Here is a 15718-nt window from a genome sequence, read left to right on the forward strand (position 1 = left end):
GTTTTCTAAACGCAATAGTTAGCCTAAAAAAAAGTTAGTCGTTGTGTTAAGGTTATTGCCTCTACAGCTTCACGGACATCATGAACCCGTAAAATAGTGGCTCCTTTCATGAGGGCAATAGTATTTAAAACGGTCGTTCCATTTAACGCTTCATCTGCTGTGATGGAAAGGGTTTTCCAGATGGTTGTCTTGCGGGAAAGGCCCACTAACAGCGGTTCATCGAAGAACGAAAAAGCGTCTAGCTGACGTAATAACTCGAAATTTTGAGTTGGAGTCTTAGCGAAGCCAAAGCCAGGGTCAAGAATAATGTCTTTATGACCTAATGCACGGAGTTGAGCTAGTCGGCTACCTAATTCGTCAATTACGTCCGTCAACAGATTCTGATACGTTGCCAGCGATTGCATCGTTTGGGGCGTTCCCCGCAGGTGCATTAGCACGTAAGGAACCCCTAACTGGGTAACCGTCTCAAACATAGCCGAATCTAAGGTGCCGCCCGCTACATCGTTAACCAGCGCAGCGCCCGACTCGACTGCCTGACGGGCCACCGACGCACGAAATGTGTCTACTGACACCAGAGCATTGGGAAAACTGTTTAAAATGCCCTCAATAACGGGTAGTATCCGATCTGCTTCTTCCGCTGGGCTAACATCGGCTGCGCCCGGCCGGGTGGAGTACCCGCCAATATCCAGAAAGGTTGCTCCATCGGCCAGCATCTTGCTGGCTGTCTGAATCGCGGTTGATGTAATAGTTTCTCCGATCGGGATGCGGCTGCCCGCAAAGAAAGAGTCGGGCGTTACGTTTATGATTCCCATAACAGCGGGCACGGTCAAATCCACGAGCCGCCCCCGGCAGTTCAGCGTTTTTTTCGTAACTTTCGGCATTAGAAACGTCATTCTTTGTGATTAGATAGTCATTAAGGAGTATTGATAGTTCCGCTAGCGAATGACTATTCAGCGCACAATGAACGATAAGCAATGACTATGTCAACCACAGAAACTGAATATCGGCACGTAATTGAACGTTGCAAGGATCTGTTCTTAACCAAAAATAAGGATTACGGGACCGCCTGGCGAATTTTGCGACTACCAAGCATCACTGATCAAATTTTTATCAAGGCGCAACGTATTCGAACCCTGCAGGAGACGGGAGTTAGCCGAGTTGGCGAAGGGGTTGAACCCGAGTTCGTCGGGATCATCAATTACTGCGTAATGGCCTTGATTCAGATGCAGTTAGCGGACGGGTCGCATGGCGTCGATATTCCATCTGATGAGCTGGAACGGCTGTATGATGCCCAGATTAGTCGGGTAACTGAATTACTTTTCGCCAAAAATCACGATTACGGCGAAGCCTGGCGAGAGATGCGGGTAAGTTCAATGACCGACATAATCCTGATGAAGCTACTACGTACCAAGCAGATCGAAGATAACCTTGGAAACACACTGGTGTCGGAGGGCGTTGACGCCAATTATATGGATATGATCAACTACGCCGTTTTTTGTTTAATAAAGATGAGTAAGGCAGACAACATGCCTGCTTACTAGTATTCGCTTTGAACGGGCATTTTGTCCGCCTGACTCGCATGAATCCAGTAACCACCCAACCCAAAGTTAAAACCGGCACACCACCTATGCTAATTGCGGCCCGAATCGCTAAGGTGCTGGTTGGTGTTGTCTTTATTTTTTCGGGTTTAATCAAATTGAACGACCCTGTTGGGACGCAGATAAAATTTGAAGAGTATTTTGAAGTCTTCGCGCAGGATCTGCCGTTTCTGCACGATTTTTTCATGGGCTTAGTGCCGTTTACGTTGGTTATGTCCGTATTGTTTTGTGCGGCTGAGGTTATCTTGGGTGTAGCGCTCCTGGCGTCCTACAAACCTAAGGTGACAACCTGGTTGTTGTTCTTTCTCATTATCTTTTTCACCTTTCTGACCTTTTATTCGGCTTATTTTAACCGCGTAACAGATTGTGGTTGCTTTGGCGACGCCATAAAACTTAAGCCCTGGACATCCTTTGGGAAAGATGTTGTACTGACAATACTGATTCTGTTCATCATCGGCCACCGCAACCGAATACGGCCACGTAACACGGGCTGGCTGGTGAGTATCACGACAGTTCTTACCCTAGGGCTGGGCATTTATGCCGTACAATTTTTGCCACCACTCGATCTGCTACCGTATGCCGTGGGTAAAAGCATTCCAGATGCGATGAAGCCGTCGGAACCCTTGCGTTACAAATACGTCATGGAGAAAGACGGCAAAACCAGCGAGTTTGATAAATACCCAAGTGACCAAAGCTATACCTTCAAGGAGATGGTGCTGGTGAATGAAAATGCCAAGCCCAAAATCACTGATTACCGGATCTGGAACGACGAGACTGACTTTACCCAGCAAACGTTCGAGGGCAACAAGCTTTTCATTATTGTTAAGAACACCAAACATATTGACGCTGGCAGCATACCAGCCATTCGGGCGTTGGTGGAAGGATTAAGAGGATCAACCGTGTCGCCTTATATTTTGACATCGACCAGCGACGACGAGATCAAGGCCTTCCGAAAAGAGTTTCAACTGGAAAATGTGCCTTATTACAAAGCCGATGCTACGGTTTTAAAAACAATTATGCGCTCCAACCCTGGCACATGGCTGCTCCATGACGGTGTAGTTCGCGGGAAATGGCATTACAACGCCACGCCAGAGGCTGCTGAAGTGATCGAGAGAGTAAAATGAGCGAAAGAGTGAACAAGTGAAAGAGTGAATGAGTGAAAGAGCGATAAGTCCATGAGCATTATCTCGCTCTTTCACTCATTCACTCTTTCGCTCTTTGCCTATGAAAAACATCTTCCTGATTGGAATGCCTTCTTCCGGTAAGAGTACACTTGGCAAACGGATTGCTAAGGCATTGCATTACCGTTTTGTTGATACCGACAAATTGATTGTGCGCAATGAAAACCGGTCTATCGCAACCATTTTTGCGCAATCGGGTGAAGCTTACTTCCGCGAAGCCGAATGCCGTGTGCTGCGAACCATTCGGCCTGGTAACAGTTTGGTAGTATCGACGGGGGGAGGAATGCCTTGCTTTCATGATAACATGGCCTATATTAACGCGACTGGTGTATCCGTCTTTCTGGATGTACCCGTTGACGTGCTCGTTCGGCGAATGGTTGCTCATGCGCAGGAGGACCGACCTCTATACAGTCCGAACGACCCGGAATTACTCAAAAGTCTGCAGCAGCGTTACGTTTCCCGCTTGCCGTTTTACAGTCAGGCGCATATAATCGTTCATGGCGAGACAAGCGCCGATGATGTATTAAGACAACTAGGTGAGTGGTTATAAACGAAGAAGGCGATCCTGTCAGGATCGCCTTCTTCGTTTATGAAAGTTAAAAGTTTTAGAAAAACACCCCGAAAGAAAGGGTTAAGTTGGTGTTGCGGTTTGTTAACAACGCTGATCCGTAATCTTGTGGGTTGTTCAATGTGTATGGCGTATAGGCTGATTTAAAGGACGTAAAGACCCCAGCGACATCAGCGAAAAAACGCTCGTTTCTGACTCCGATTCCAGCCGTATACAACAGGCGTTGCCGGTCGGCTGCTGTTAATCCATCCAGATTTTCTCGATAAGCACTTGGTAGATAAGCTAAACCGGCGCGGGCGCGAAATAATCCAGCTCTAAACTCACCACCCACCCGAACATTAATTACATTCTTATAGGTCTGCCGGATCTCATTCTTATTATCTTCTCGAAATGCCTGATTGTCAGCCGCGTTTTGACTATAGCTAGTGTTAACACGCATTCCCTGATAACCGACATATTCTACTGTACCGGTTAAAAAGCCACTTCGACCAAACAGATACGTTAAACCTCCTGATGCTCTTAGCGGGCTAGTAATCCGAAAGTCGAAGTCATTTGGATCAACATTGATCGGATTATCGACAGGAGTTAAGGTGATAGGATTACCTTGGGCATCCGTCGAAGGAAATGGACCGACTGGATCGACAGATAATCTCTGGTTGAACGTCTCACTCAGGGATGTAAATGTGGGTGTTGCAACAGTTACACCGAGTTGTATGTTTTGGTCTATTTTATAAATAGCCCCCACCGACAGGTTCACCCCATTACCTTTTACGGTGTAATCGGATACTTCACCAAACCCTCGGTAATACCGGCCACCGTTAAATGTCTCGGTGTAATTCTGGTTATAATCGAATCGTGTACGGCTGAACGCCAACGTAGCCCCTAAGTAGATTTTATCGTCGAGATTACCCGCATATGATAAACCCCATTGCGACTGCGCTCCAGAAGCACTATAACTCACTTGTTGGTTTACCGGAACGCCCTGGTCGAACCGAAAATAAGTATTTCCGTTTCCCGTTGGGTTTAGCAGAAAAAGCTGATAGGCGGCTGCTTCAATCGATCCTGCTGAAGCCGATTGGTTGCCCGATGAAGGAGTGAAGTCTCCATCTAGCGTAGTTGATGGTACGTTATAACTGTTAACGTTAGCCACATAATTATCCAGCAGCGAACTTCGGTTGTTAGTGCCACGCAGCACAAATTCGTTAGCAAAATTAGCTTGCTGCGAGTAGGTGATGGCAAAGGTTGACCTACGAAGTCGACTATTTTCACCCGTACGACTCCCTCCCGCAAAGATCAGCGACGCCTGGCCAATGCTAACCTGTGATCGATTAGCCGTTGAATTTTGTCCTAGGAATCGTGCATCAACATTCTGTAGTCGCAACGACGGGCTGATACTAAGTTCAGACCGGTTAAAAAAGCCCAGGCCAGCGGGGTTGCCAAACGCATTACTGGCGTCACCGCCCAAAGCTGCATGATTACCCCCTAATCCCTGAAAACGGGCTGTTCCGTTGATGGGTTGGTCCGAATAGCGAAACGCGTCACCAGCGTATTGACCATACGTAACCGCAGCTACAGTCAGTAGGGTAGCGGTTAAAATTATACGTTTATTCATCTTGTAATTGTAGTAAGGAGGTGCGTTTTACCGGTAAGACAGATCAAACCAGAAAGCGTTTAATGCTACCCATTCACTAAAACGAAAAATCCCGCCAATTGTCATCGTTGGCGGGATTTTATTTCTATAAACCAGGAATAACGCTTAGCGTGGACCACGAGAGCCGCCACCGCGACTGGCACCACCACCGGAGTAACTGCCTCCGCCACTGCTTGGGGTGCTATAACTACGACTTGGTGCACTATAGCTTGGTTGCGACTGCTGGTAACTTGGCTGGCTATAACTGCCTCGGCTCTGGCTTTGGTATGAAGGCTGCTGATAGCTGGATTGGGGTTGGCTATAACCACTTCGTCCGCTGCTATATCCATCCGTAGAGGGGGCGTAAGTAGCCCGGCCGTTCTGGCGTGGTCGGGCGTAATACTCATTGCCCGAGTTTGTGCTGTTGTAAGACGGAGTTGGGCTCACAGCACTGCCAACCGCGTTTCCTCCACGACTACCGCTGCCATTATCGTAATAGTACGTTCCAGCGCCGTTACGCCGTGGGGCCGCATAGTAGCCATTGTTAGAACCTCCTGTGCCAGCGTTAGCTGATGCGTTATTACCTGATGAATAGTAATCCGTCGAGCGACGACCTCCGTTTGTGTTTACCGGGCGGGGCGTGTTCACAAATGAGCCGTTGTAGCTGTTAGACGAACGAGCGTAACGAGGGCCATAAGTTCGGGTGCGATACGGATCGGCGCCTACAACATTCACATTGTTCACGATAACTGGCCGACCGTAATAACCACCACCATAAAATGGCGAATAGAACGGGCTATAAAAACCGCCACCATAGGCGTATGGGCTGTAGAATGGATCGTAGAACCCACCACCGTAACCAAATGGTGAATAAAACGGGCTGTAGGCATACGCACCGCCGTAGAACGGAGAATAGAACGGATTACCAAAACCGAAGTTAAAGCTGTTGTAGCCGTATCCGAACGTACTCAGACCCAAACCGAGGCCAAGGCCGTTATAAAAGCCGGTGTTGTTAAAGCCCCACCGATTCCAGCTATACGCTGAGGTTGAGGCTGCATTGTAGCCGTTTACGAAGCCCGAATTGTAGGCGTTCGTGCTGTTATCTCCCCAACCTGGATCAGGTGATAAGCCCCGGTTTAGCTTACGGGCGCTGAGCTCGGTGTAATACTCGTCCGTATTAGTGTCGTAACCCTGTTGCTCATCGTTGTACTCAGGATTATCGTTACGGGACGACCGTTGTTGACGATCAAAACGTTGCTGTTGGCGTGAGGGACGCTCGGCGACCGACGAAGGATCAGACGAGTTGCTGGCATACACAGCCGCGTTGGCTGAATTGCCATACAAATCATCTACCTCGCCCGCGTTCTGAGCAGTCTGACGGCTGGAGGAGCAGCTCCAGAAACCCATCAGCGCGACCAGCGTCAGGCAATGATATAGGCGTTGCGTATTCATTTGGCAAAGGGATTATTGTAATGTAAAATCATGAAATCTGCCTTCTTATGCTCATAACGCAGGGCCGGGCGGATTGATTACAAAAATAGGATAAAAACCTATATTTGCAAGTTTTCTACCATTAGACTCAAATTTAAACGTAAAGGTTTAACCTCCTTTTAAAAAAGTTATTAGTGGTCATCAGTAATTAGCAATAGTCAGGGTGTCAGGTGCTCTCAAGGATGGTCAGACGTAGTATCTTACCATACTCGACCTTACTTCATAAGTGTAAACTACACCTTTAGCTATCACTGACTATCCATGACCGCTTCTGACAAAATTGCATATGGCAAAAGCAATTCCTTCCCGTAGTGAAAACTACTCCGAGTGGTATAATGAGTTGATTAAAAAGGCTGATCTGGCCGAGAATTCGGCCGTGCGGGGTTGCATGGTCATTAAACCCTACGGCTTTTCGATCTGGGAAAAAATGCAGAGGGCGCTGGACGACATGTTCAAAGAAACGGGGCACCAGAACGCTTATTTTCCGTTGTTTATCCCAAAGTCTTTTTTGAGTAAAGAAGCGTCGCACGTGGAAGGCTTCGCGAAAGAGTGCGCGGTGGTGACGCATTACCGCCTGAAGAACGCCGAAGATGGCTCAGGTGTGATTGTTGACCCCGAAGCCAAACTCGAAGAAGAACTGATTGTCCGGCCAACGTCAGAGACAGTCATTTGGAGCACCTACAAAAACTGGATTCAGTCGTACCGCGATCTACCACTGCTCATTAATCAGTGGGCGAACGTAGTCCGCTGGGAGATGCGTACGCGAATCTTCCTGCGCACGGCCGAATTTCTGTGGCAGGAAGGACACACCGCCCACGCCACTGCCGACGAAGCGATGGACGAAACCCGGCAGATGCTGGAGATTTACGCTCAGTTTGCCGAAGAGTGGATGGCGTTGCCAGTAATTAAAGGGTCGAAAACGCCGAACGAACGCTTTGCTGGTGCTGATGATACGCTGTGCATTGAAGCCATGATGCAGGATGGTAAAGCCTTGCAGGCCGGTACGTCGCACTTCCTGGGACAGAACTTTGCCAAGGCGTTCGACGTGCAGTTTCTAAACAAGCAAAATCAGCTGGACTACGTCTGGGGTACGTCCTGGGGTGTTTCAACCCGTTTGATGGGGGCCCTAATCATGGCGCACTCCGACGACGATGGGCTGGTATTACCACCCAAACTGGCTCCAATACAAGTGGTCATTGTGCCTATTTATCGCTCTGATGAGCAGCTGGACGCAATTTCGGCAAAGATTAAACCATTAGTTCAGGAGCTGCGCAAGGCCGGGGTATCGGTCAAATATGACGATTCGGATGCGAACAAGCCAGGCTGGAAATTTGCCGAATACGAGCTGCGGGGGGTACCCGTTCGACTGGCTATGGGCGGCCGTGATCTCGAAAATGGTACGGTTGAAATCGCCCGTCGTGATCTGAAAACCAAGGAAACAGTACCGTTTGACGGGCTGACCGAGCGGATCAAAGCTTTGCTCGACGATATACAGCAAACGATTTACAACAAAGCTAAAACGTTCCGGCAGGAGAACACCTTTAACGTTGATACGTTTGAGCAGTTTCAGGAGCAGCTCGAAAAAGGTGGTTTTCTACTAGCCCATTGGGATGGAACCGCTGAAACCGAAGAGGCTATCAAAGAAGCCACCAAGGCGACCATTCGGTGCATTCCGTTCGATCAGGAGCCCGAAGAAGGGGTAGACGTATACTCTGGCAAGCCGTCGAAAGGTCGGGTTGTGTTTGCCAGAGCGTACTAACGATGAACCAACGCTTTGGTGAAGGGTGTTTCCAGTCAGGAAACACCCTTTTTTATGACAACCCACTCAGCTATCATTACGCCTGACCTGATTGCGTCAGCACTTACCTACGATCAATACATTTCTCTTTCTAAAGACTTGTTTGCCCAGGGCCGAACTACCTCCGAAGCACCAAGCTACAACACCCCCGAGATCTTAGGATACACGAAGTTAAACCTACACAGGATGAGCCGGTTGGATAAGCTGACAGTTGTTAGCAATGATCTGAAAGCCGCGATGGCTAAGGTGTCGGAGCCCTGGGTCTGGCTTGTCCTGACGGAGTCCTGGTGCGGTGATGCGGCCCAGGCCGTACCGGTGTTGCACCAGATGGCTGAGCAGTCTTCGCACGTACAAATCCGGTTTCTTTTGCGCGACAAGAATCCTGACGTCATGAATGCGTACCTGACGAACGGTGGTAAGTCTATACCCAAATTAATCTGTTTACGAGCGTCAGATCTGACAGAAATCGGTACCTGGGGACCACGTCCGGCTGGCCTACAAGCCCTGATGAATAATTGGCGGACCGAACAATTACCTTTATCCGAAGCCGTTGAGCGTGCCCAACGATGGTACAATGAGGATCGGACTCAGTCGATACAACAGGAACTGTTAGCGCTGGTTACCAACTGGAATCGTACGGAATCCCAGCGAACCCCAAGTCCGGCCGGGCCATATCGTGTTCATCGGTTAGCTGACCATTAACAGGCATCGAATCTGCATCAGTGGGATTGACGCCAGTGGTTTGATGAATGAGCTATATACTCAGCAAAATTATGTTTTAGTAAAATTTCATACTCGATTTTTTGTGTTATATTAATAATTTGTAAGACAAATTATTTAAAATGTGTAGCTTATCGGTAGGTATTTTAATAGAATGTGTGCCAAAATATGATCGAACGTCCCGCCTTTCCTAAACGCTTATCTATCTTTGCAGTTATATTTAATAAACAGTACTACGACTATGGCACAAGCAAAATCTGGCGACACCGTCCAGGTGCATTACACAGGCACATTGAGCGACGGAACCGTATTCGACTCGTCAGCGGGCCGTACACCATTAGAGTTCACCGTTGGCAGTGGGCAGGTGATCAGAGGATTCGATGAGGGCGTTGCAGGAATGAACCAGGGTGAAAAGAAAACCATCAACATTCCGGTGGAAGATGCTTATGGTCCAGCCAACGAAGAAATGATTTTCACGCTGAATCGCACCGATATACCAGATGATATTCCGCTCGAAGTGGGCATGACCCTCAACATGCACGAAGATGGCAATCCGCGGCCCATTCCAGTAATTGTGCGCGATTTGACCGATACGAGCGTTACGCTCGATGCCAATCACCCACTGGCTGGTCAGGACCTGACGTTTGAAGTGGAACTTGTTGGCGTCAAGTCGCCATCAGGGTTGATTCTGTAAGCAAGAAACACGTTTGTCGAGAAGGCGTAGGGGAGGCAAGTCTCTTACGCCTTTCTTATGTTAAGCTTCCTCAATCTTAAGCAGATCGCTCAACTCGCGCAGCGCCGTCTGAATGCCCCGCAAATTAGCCCGGGCCACATAAGAGGCTAACGCCACCGTAATGGCCCCCACATTAAGCGCTAAGGTTAAGCTCTGAATCCGCTTCAGACTGGCTTTAGCTTCCTCGGTCGCTTGTTGAATACTGGCTACCATCTCAGCCGCCCGACTGAAAGCAGGACGGACGGCTAACGTCTGAAGGTCCTGCGCCCGGTTCAATAAGCTACTTTGATAGGCGTTTAAATCCAGGTGTTGTTCAAATGTAAGTTCCGGCCAGTGCCTTACCTGAAACTCGTTCAGCGCACGGGCCATATTCCGAAAGCCATCCGCAATACCAACGATCTGTTCAGGGGTTAAGTCTTCCATAAACGGGTTTAAGTTGCTCCAGGTCAGAGCGAAGTTGTTGAAGTATAGGTAAATAAGCGCCAATGCCAGACAAGGCAGCTTTTGTTGTTAGCTTGTTGCGCTGGGTGTACAGTTCATCGTGACCAGCCTGTAACGTTTTTAAGGCTTTGACGTAGGTCAGTATAGCCTGTCGCGTTTGCTCATTTGCTTTTGCGGTTTTTAGCCACTGCTGGGCTGATTCTCGTTTTTGGCTGTAGGTGAGGGTCGGGTCCTGAATCAGCCCATTCTTGTAGTAACCATACTGCTGGTCGAGGCTGATAGCAACCACCTGGGCCAGTCGCTCGTTAGCAAAAGCCATAACCCCAAGCACCTGACGGACATCATTGTGGCTACGTTCGATAAGGTTGGCTATTTTTCGTCGGCGATACGCACCGGTGGCCGCGGCTCCTAAAACGTTAGCGACACGATTAAATGATGCCGTTTGCTCCGCTGAAAGTTTCAGCGCCGAATTTTGTAGAAACGCGTCGAAGGTTGACGACTTAAGCCGAACCGGGACGAATGTGCTATTGGTTGATGATAAAGCAGTAAGTGCCTGGAAATAATTGATGAGGAGTTCGTTGCCCGTACGAATCAACGTATCGGCTAACTGGTAGGAGCGGAGCGAATCCTGCCGGACACGACTGGCAAAGTCAATACCAATGACGGGAACCCGGTTGAACGGATGGCGATCCAGTGAATCTTCTTGCGTACGCTGGCGGTAAGTGCCTGTGAAGGTTGCAGGTAAGGCCATGCCTTGTTGTAAATTAACAACGGAAGCCGAGCTAAATGTGTTGACAGCTTTGAGGTTAACACAACTGCTAAGGCACCAACAACCCATAAATAAGAAAATCAGGTACAAATATTTCATGCGGATGAACCAAGGCGGAGCGTTAAGATAAAACTCTCCGGCATTAAAAGTATCGTGAACGTCGCACTTTTGAACAAACGGTCATAATTAAAACCGTGGGGCAATTAATCCGGTTTATTGCCTATGAATTTGACATCACTCAACGTTGGCTACGCATGTATTAACTTAAGCCTTCAGGCTGAGAAGATTATGACGAATCGGGGAATGATCAAGAAGACATTTTCCGAGAAAGGGATTGCGTATGCTTCAGAGCTGGCGTTGAAAAACGTACAGGACTTGCTAAAAATCGTGGATTGGAATCTTGAACACGGCTTTCGGCTGTTTCGGGTCTCCTCCGATTTATTTCCGTGGGCTTCTGAATACCGCATTGCCAATCTGCCTGATTTTACCGAGATCCGGGCTACGCTCGAAGAAATCGGAAGCCGCCCGATTCGGTTGACTGTGCACCCCGGACCGTTCAACCACCTGGCCGGGCAGGGGCGAGTGCTCGACAATACCATTACTGATCTGGAATACCACTCGGAAATCTTCGATCTGATGGGCCTGACGCCGTCCCACTGGAACAAGATCAACATTCACCTGGGTGGTACCTACGGTGATAAGGCCGCGACAGTGGCTCGTTTCTGTCAAAACTTTATGCGCTTGTCCGAAAATTTACGTGCTCGCCTGACCGTCGAGAATGACGACCGGCCGAGCTTATACTCTGTAAACGATTTGGTTCAGGTGCATGAAACGATCGGTATACCGGTGGTTTTCGACTATTTTCATCACTCGTTGCATCCCGATGGTCGAACGGAAGAAGAGGCTTTTCATTTGGCATACGATACGTGGAATGTCCGGCCGGTTTTTCACTATTCGGATTCAAGGCGGGAATATGAAGACCCCAAAGCAAGGGTCGAAGCACATGCCGATTGGCTGTATTCGCTGGTGAATACCTACGGTAAAGAGGTAGATATCGTATTTGAATCAAAAATGAAGGAACTGTCTATCATGCGGCTTCGCGGAGAGGAGCTGGACATCACGCCAAAATTGGCCAAATTAATGAACCAGCAGAAGAAACAGGACCCTGAGAACCCACCCGCTGAAGTTGTAGAACCCAAAGAAGTAGCTTCAGATAGTCATTGATAGTCAGGTATGGTCAGTTGTTATCAAACCGTTGGCCAAACGTGTACTAGCGATAAATGACTACACCCGACAACGGCTGACAAAGTATATCAACACAGCGGCACAGAGAACACAAAGAATTAGGGGTTAACATCTTTGTGTTCTCTGTGCCGCTGTGTTGACTACTATGACAAAAAAGCCCGCTACGTTTACACGAGCGGGCTGGGAAGCAATGGTGCAGTTGAACTTGTCCGAAAAGTGTGGCTGCTCAAAGTCGATTCAGAATAATTATTCAGCCGTTAAGCTGCAAAGGCACTTTAGCAATTAGTGACGAACGTCGACCCGTGCGGTAAACGTTTTTTGCTCAGGGCCAACCACGAATGTATAAGAGCCGTCTGGCAACGATGACAAATCGAACCGGCGAACCTGACCGTCGAAACTGTCGGCAAACACCGCCGTATTCTGCGCATCGTAAATCGTTACGTTAGCTTTATCGAGATTAATTGCAGGTAGGTTAACCTCAATCTTATTTTTCTCGTAAGCCGTTAGTGTAGGCTGGGCCACCTGTTGCAGGTTACGCTCGTCTACATTTAGGGCGTTCCCTCTGATGGTTAGTCCCTGCGACATCCACCAGGCGTTATTGCCTGCTGTGAGGTAATATTGACCATCGGGCAGACTAGCTAAGTTGAACGTAGTGGCACCCTGCTTGCGACTAGAAACCAAACCCCGATAGAGCACATTGCCTTCTGTATCAATGATTGACACCTCGACTGGTGCACCCGGCTGCGTATAAACACGAACTTTCTTGCTTTCGGACTTCTCGACTTTCACCCCATTCGCTCCTGATCCATTGTCGGCTTTGGCACCTCCCATGCCGGCCAGACCCCATACTGACAGCAGTACAGCAATTGATAAACGGAACTGTTTCATCGGTTTGAAATTTTTGTTTTACCGTGACAAAGGTGAGCTACATTCTTCCTTTTATGCAATAGCAAAACCGTCTCAAACAGCCTTATGGACGAAAGTTCCTGTTAAAGTTCAAATAGTTATGAAGAAAGTAGAGCCATTGTTGGAAAAGTACAATAAGTCCCTATAAACGGCGTATGAGTTGTATTTTTCTAATAATTTTAAAGTTTAGGACTGTCAGCTGAGAATCGTATAATTTTCATTCGTTTTGTCCAATTCCGCAAAAGTAGTAACTCAAAGTAGGCCTTGAAAACTTTTCAGTAGCATCGGTTAACATTGGATAAAGAGGGCGTGTAACTGCCCAAAAAGATGGCTACTTTAGTAAGCGTCTTGATGACTGGCTGATGAACGAATTGGCAAGTAAACAAAAAAGCCATCTGCAACAGGCGGATGGCTTTCTAGTAGACCGGACTGTAAACAGAAAGATTCTATTCTACAGCGTGCTTGATATAAAAATAAAGACAGACAAATATCGCTACTTCATTGACTATATGTACTTTAAAACTGCTTAGAAAAACCTTAGAAATGCAGAGTGGGTGATGCCGCCGGGCGTTTTAGCTGATTATCGTCCAGAGGAACAAGTTTCACTTACTAATTGAAGCACACTACATCAGTATATTCTGGACAGCCTGCAGGCGGCTGGGCAAATTTGCTTCGCCGAGCATGTCGCGCAGGTCAATTTCGATGTTACGGCAAATCGCCGTCATCGGTACGTCATTGATACTATTTTCAAACGGGTTTTCACTGGTATCCCCCACAATTTCCATGGTGTTGAACACCCAGGCAATCACCGTATAGAAGGGAACCGTGAGCCAGACGTGCCAGCCACTCACTTTGGCCATCTCCGTTAATAATCCATAGGGCAGCACGATAATAAACAGCCAGGTGAACACATAGCTGAAAAAAGCGTACTGACGTGGGAAGGGAAACGATTTGATGCGTTCGCAGGCGCCTTGCTGATTATAGAACTCAACGAGCATCCGCTCCATGTCTACGTGATAGAAATCACTCAGGTACCCTTCGTCACGAAGTTGCCGGAGCTGAGCCGACTGTTGCCGCATCAGAATCGTGGCTGGGTTTGGGTGCTTGATCAGGTTTTCAATCTCGGAGTCGGACAGGAACCGACTCAACTCCTTATCCAGGCTACATTGCTTAAACGCTTGAATCCGTTCAACTACATCGCGGGCTACGTCGTGGTGAAGGTCCCAGACGGGCTTTTGCCGAAGTTGCACCCGAATAGCGGTAATATAAGCCAGATGGCGGTAGATTAGCTCTTTCTTCGCTTGTTGCAATTCGGCCACTTGAGCCGGGTCGTGTGCTGATTGTGGTGAAAGATAATCGAGCACCATGATACCCCAGGAGCGACTGGCGTTGGTAATGCTGCCCCAGATCCGGCGGGCTTCCCACAGGCGATCATAGGACGAATTGCTTTTAAAGCCAACGTAGAAAGCAACGGCGGTACCAATTGTAGCAACAGGTACAAACGGCACCGCCAGAAAGGTCCAGTCTAAAACGGAATAAAGCGTACAGATAACAATGGAATACACCAGAAAAATGATGACCGAACGCCAGGCGAACGGAAAAACAACAGTGAATGGAACTCGTTTCGTAGTGAACATATAGCAGCGAAGTGTTAGAACCGGTTTTGCAAGATAGCACACCAGCGTTACTAAACTAAATGACTACTAGTCTCATTTAACAGTTTGATTAAACTGGAACTTGTGTAATTTCAAAACAAACCAAGGGGCGTACACCTTACATACATAAACGGTAATCGTCTATGGAAAAAGTTCTGAAGGGACAAATCGCCCTTGTCACAGGTGCCAGCAGCGGCATCGGCACTGGAGTAGCCAAGTCGCTGGCCGAAGCTGGTGCTACGGTTGTTATTAATCACTCCTCTGCCTTATCGCACGATAACGCGGAGGCTGTTCTCAAAGAAATTACCGATGCCGGTGGCGCAGGCATGACCGCACAATGCGACGTCAGTAAGGAAGACGAGGTGATCAGGATGTTTGCTGACATTGTGGCTACATACGGTACAATTGATATTTTGGTGAACAATGCCGGTCTACAACGCGATGCTAAATTCGACGAAATGACACTCGAGCAGTGGAATACGGTCATTAATATCAATCTGACCGGCCAGTTTCTGTGTGCCAGAGAAGCCATCCGCGAGTTCCTGCGTCGGGGCCCACGGCCGGAGGTTTCCGCAGCCACGGGCAAGATCATTTGCATGAGTTCAGTCCATGAGCTGATTCCCTGGGCGGGGCATATCAACTACGCAGCCTCGAAAGGAGCGATCAAAATGCTAATGCAGTCGTTAGCCCAGGAATACGGCGACCGGCGCATTCGGGTGAACAGCATTTGTCCAGGGGCTATACAGACGCCCATTAACAAAGCGGCCTGGGATACTCCTCAAGCACTGAACAGTTTAATGACCTTGATTCCCTACAACCGGATTGGCCAACCCGCCGACGTGGGTAATCTGGCCGTATTTTTAGCCTCTGACTTATCTGATTATATTACCGGCGCCAGCATCTTTATCGACGGAGGCATGACCGTGTTTGAAAGCTTTGCTACGGGCGGATGAGGTATTGTTTACGGTATTCGGTGTACGGCG

At 48.4% G+C, this 15718-nt stretch carries 15 protein-coding genes; 8 read left to right on the forward strand and 7 right to left on the reverse strand.

From position 1 onward, the window contains the following. Nucleotides 1-23: 23 nt before the first annotated feature. Nucleotides 24-881: a dihydropteroate synthase gene (gene folP, locus ACFSUS_RS15865; protein WP_381524451.1), complete on the reverse strand. Its 858-nt coding sequence runs from the start codon at nt 879-881 to the stop codon at nt 24-26. 99 nt (nt 882-980) lie between these two features. Between folP and ACFSUS_RS15870 the strand changes: the two genes are divergently transcribed. The 3 genes from ACFSUS_RS15870 (at nt 981) to ACFSUS_RS15880 (ending at nt 3329) form a co-directional block, all read left to right on the forward strand. After that, entirely contained in the window at nt 981-1541 is a 561-nt protein-coding gene (locus ACFSUS_RS15870; RefSeq protein WP_381524218.1) for a DUF1599 domain-containing protein, read from the forward strand. A gap of 38 nt (nt 1542-1579) precedes the next feature. After that, entirely contained in the window at nt 1580-2722 is a 1143-nt protein-coding gene (locus ACFSUS_RS15875) for a BT_3928 family protein (RefSeq protein WP_381524219.1), read from the forward strand. 100 nt (nt 2723-2822) lie between these two features. After that, nucleotides 2823-3329 carry a shikimate kinase gene (locus tag ACFSUS_RS15880; protein WP_381524220.1) on the forward strand — a complete coding sequence of 169 codons (507 nt, stop codon included), beginning with the start codon at nt 2823-2825 and terminating at the stop codon, nt 3327-3329. A gap of 55 nt (nt 3330-3384) precedes the next feature. Here ACFSUS_RS15880 and ACFSUS_RS15885 read toward each other — a convergent pair whose 3' ends face one another. Further along, nucleotides 3385-4959 carry a hypothetical protein gene (locus ACFSUS_RS15885; protein ID WP_381524221.1) on the reverse strand — a complete coding sequence of 525 codons (1575 nt, stop codon included), beginning with the start codon at nt 4957-4959 and terminating at the stop codon, nt 3385-3387. 144 nt (nt 4960-5103) lie between these two features. Then, nucleotides 5104-6429, reverse strand: coding sequence for a hypothetical protein (locus ACFSUS_RS15890; RefSeq protein WP_381524223.1), 1326 nt, complete (start codon nt 6427-6429; stop codon nt 5104-5106). A gap of 325 nt (nt 6430-6754) precedes the next feature. On the opposite strand from ACFSUS_RS15890, the gene proS reads away from it, so the two are divergent. The 3 genes from proS (at nt 6755) to ACFSUS_RS15905 (ending at nt 9680) form a co-directional block, all read left to right on the forward strand. Next, nucleotides 6755-8227, forward strand: a complete 1473-nt coding sequence (gene proS, locus ACFSUS_RS15895) for a proline--tRNA ligase (RefSeq protein WP_381524224.1) — start codon at nt 6755-6757, stop codon at nt 8225-8227. A gap of 54 nt (nt 8228-8281) precedes the next feature. Further along, on the forward strand, nt 8282-8968 hold the full coding sequence (locus tag ACFSUS_RS15900) for a thioredoxin family protein (protein WP_381524226.1): 687 nt from the start codon (nt 8282-8284) through the stop codon (nt 8966-8968). A 259-nt stretch (nt 8969-9227) separates the two neighbouring features. After that, entirely contained in the window at nt 9228-9680 is a 453-nt protein-coding gene (locus tag ACFSUS_RS15905; protein WP_381524228.1) for an FKBP-type peptidyl-prolyl cis-trans isomerase, read from the forward strand. Nucleotides 9681-9740: 60 nt separating this feature from the next. Here the strand turns inward: ACFSUS_RS15905 and ACFSUS_RS15910 are convergent, their stop codons facing one another. Further along, nucleotides 9741-10142 (reverse strand): hypothetical protein, encoded by a 402-nt coding sequence (locus ACFSUS_RS15910; RefSeq protein WP_381524229.1) that lies wholly within the window; start codon nt 10140-10142, stop codon nt 9741-9743. After that, on the reverse strand, nt 10123-10911 hold the full coding sequence (locus ACFSUS_RS15915; protein WP_381524230.1) for a hypothetical protein: 789 nt from the start codon (nt 10909-10911) through the stop codon (nt 10123-10125). The genes ACFSUS_RS15910 and ACFSUS_RS15915 overlap by 20 nt, the downstream gene beginning before the upstream one ends. Nucleotides 10912-11151: 240 nt before the next feature. Between ACFSUS_RS15915 and uvsE the strand changes: the two genes are divergently transcribed. Then, nucleotides 11152-12153 carry a UV DNA damage repair endonuclease UvsE gene (uvsE, locus tag ACFSUS_RS15920; protein WP_381524232.1) on the forward strand — a complete coding sequence of 334 codons (1002 nt, stop codon included), beginning with the start codon at nt 11152-11154 and terminating at the stop codon, nt 12151-12153. A 303-nt stretch (nt 12154-12456) separates the two neighbouring features. On the opposite strand, the gene ACFSUS_RS15925 is transcribed toward uvsE, so the two are convergent. Continuing rightward, nucleotides 12457-13062 (reverse strand): DUF3244 domain-containing protein, encoded by a 606-nt coding sequence (locus ACFSUS_RS15925; RefSeq protein WP_381524234.1) that lies wholly within the window; start codon nt 13060-13062, stop codon nt 12457-12459. Nucleotides 13063-13703: 641 nt separating this feature from the next. Then, entirely contained in the window at nt 13704-14717 is a 1014-nt protein-coding gene (locus ACFSUS_RS15930) for a bestrophin family protein (RefSeq protein WP_381524236.1), read from the reverse strand. Nucleotides 14718-14878: 161 nt separating this feature from the next. On the opposite strand from ACFSUS_RS15930, the gene ACFSUS_RS15935 reads away from it, so the two are divergent. Further along, a complete protein-coding gene (locus tag ACFSUS_RS15935) occupies nt 14879-15688 on the forward strand; it encodes a glucose 1-dehydrogenase (protein WP_381524237.1) in 810 nt (269 codons plus the stop codon). Nucleotides 15689-15718: the final 30 nt, after the last annotated feature.

Origin of the sequence: Spirosoma soli, assembly GCF_042684525.1 — a bacterium.
Taxonomy (GTDB): domain Bacteria; phylum Bacteroidota; class Bacteroidia; order Cytophagales; family Spirosomataceae; genus Spirosoma; species Spirosoma soli.

Excerpts from the sequence above, each read along its gene's own strand:
- folP (WP_381524451.1), bottom strand. The coding sequence starts at position 881 with ATGCCGAAAGTTACGAAAAAAACGCTGAACTGCCGGGGGCGGCTCGTG.
- ACFSUS_RS15870 (WP_381524218.1), top strand. The coding sequence starts at position 981 with ATGTCAACCACAGAAACTGAATATCGGCACGTAATTGAACGTTGCAAG.
- ACFSUS_RS15875 (WP_381524219.1), top strand. The coding sequence starts at position 1,580 with ATGAATCCAGTAACCACCCAACCCAAAGTTAAAACCGGCACACCACCT.
- ACFSUS_RS15880 (WP_381524220.1), top strand. The coding sequence starts at position 2,823 with ATGAAAAACATCTTCCTGATTGGAATGCCTTCTTCCGGTAAGAGTACA.
- ACFSUS_RS15885 (WP_381524221.1), bottom strand. The coding sequence starts at position 4,959 with ATGAATAAACGTATAATTTTAACCGCTACCCTACTGACTGTAGCTGCG.
- ACFSUS_RS15890 (WP_381524223.1), bottom strand. The coding sequence starts at position 6,429 with ATGAATACGCAACGCCTATATCATTGCCTGACGCTGGTCGCGCTGATG.
- proS (WP_381524224.1), top strand. The coding sequence starts at position 6,755 with ATGGCAAAAGCAATTCCTTCCCGTAGTGAAAACTACTCCGAGTGGTAT.
- ACFSUS_RS15900 (WP_381524226.1), top strand. The coding sequence starts at position 8,282 with ATGACAACCCACTCAGCTATCATTACGCCTGACCTGATTGCGTCAGCA.
- ACFSUS_RS15905 (WP_381524228.1), top strand. The coding sequence starts at position 9,228 with ATGGCACAAGCAAAATCTGGCGACACCGTCCAGGTGCATTACACAGGC.
- ACFSUS_RS15910 (WP_381524229.1), bottom strand. The coding sequence starts at position 10,142 with ATGGAAGACTTAACCCCTGAACAGATCGTTGGTATTGCGGATGGCTTT.
- ACFSUS_RS15915 (WP_381524230.1), bottom strand. The coding sequence starts at position 10,911 with ATGGCCTTACCTGCAACCTTCACAGGCACTTACCGCCAGCGTACGCAA.
- uvsE (WP_381524232.1), top strand. The coding sequence starts at position 11,152 with ATGAATTTGACATCACTCAACGTTGGCTACGCATGTATTAACTTAAGC.
- ACFSUS_RS15925 (WP_381524234.1), bottom strand. The coding sequence starts at position 13,062 with ATGAAACAGTTCCGTTTATCAATTGCTGTACTGCTGTCAGTATGGGGT.
- ACFSUS_RS15930 (WP_381524236.1), bottom strand. The coding sequence starts at position 14,717 with ATGTTCACTACGAAACGAGTTCCATTCACTGTTGTTTTTCCGTTCGCC.
- ACFSUS_RS15935 (WP_381524237.1), top strand. The coding sequence starts at position 14,879 with ATGGAAAAAGTTCTGAAGGGACAAATCGCCCTTGTCACAGGTGCCAGC.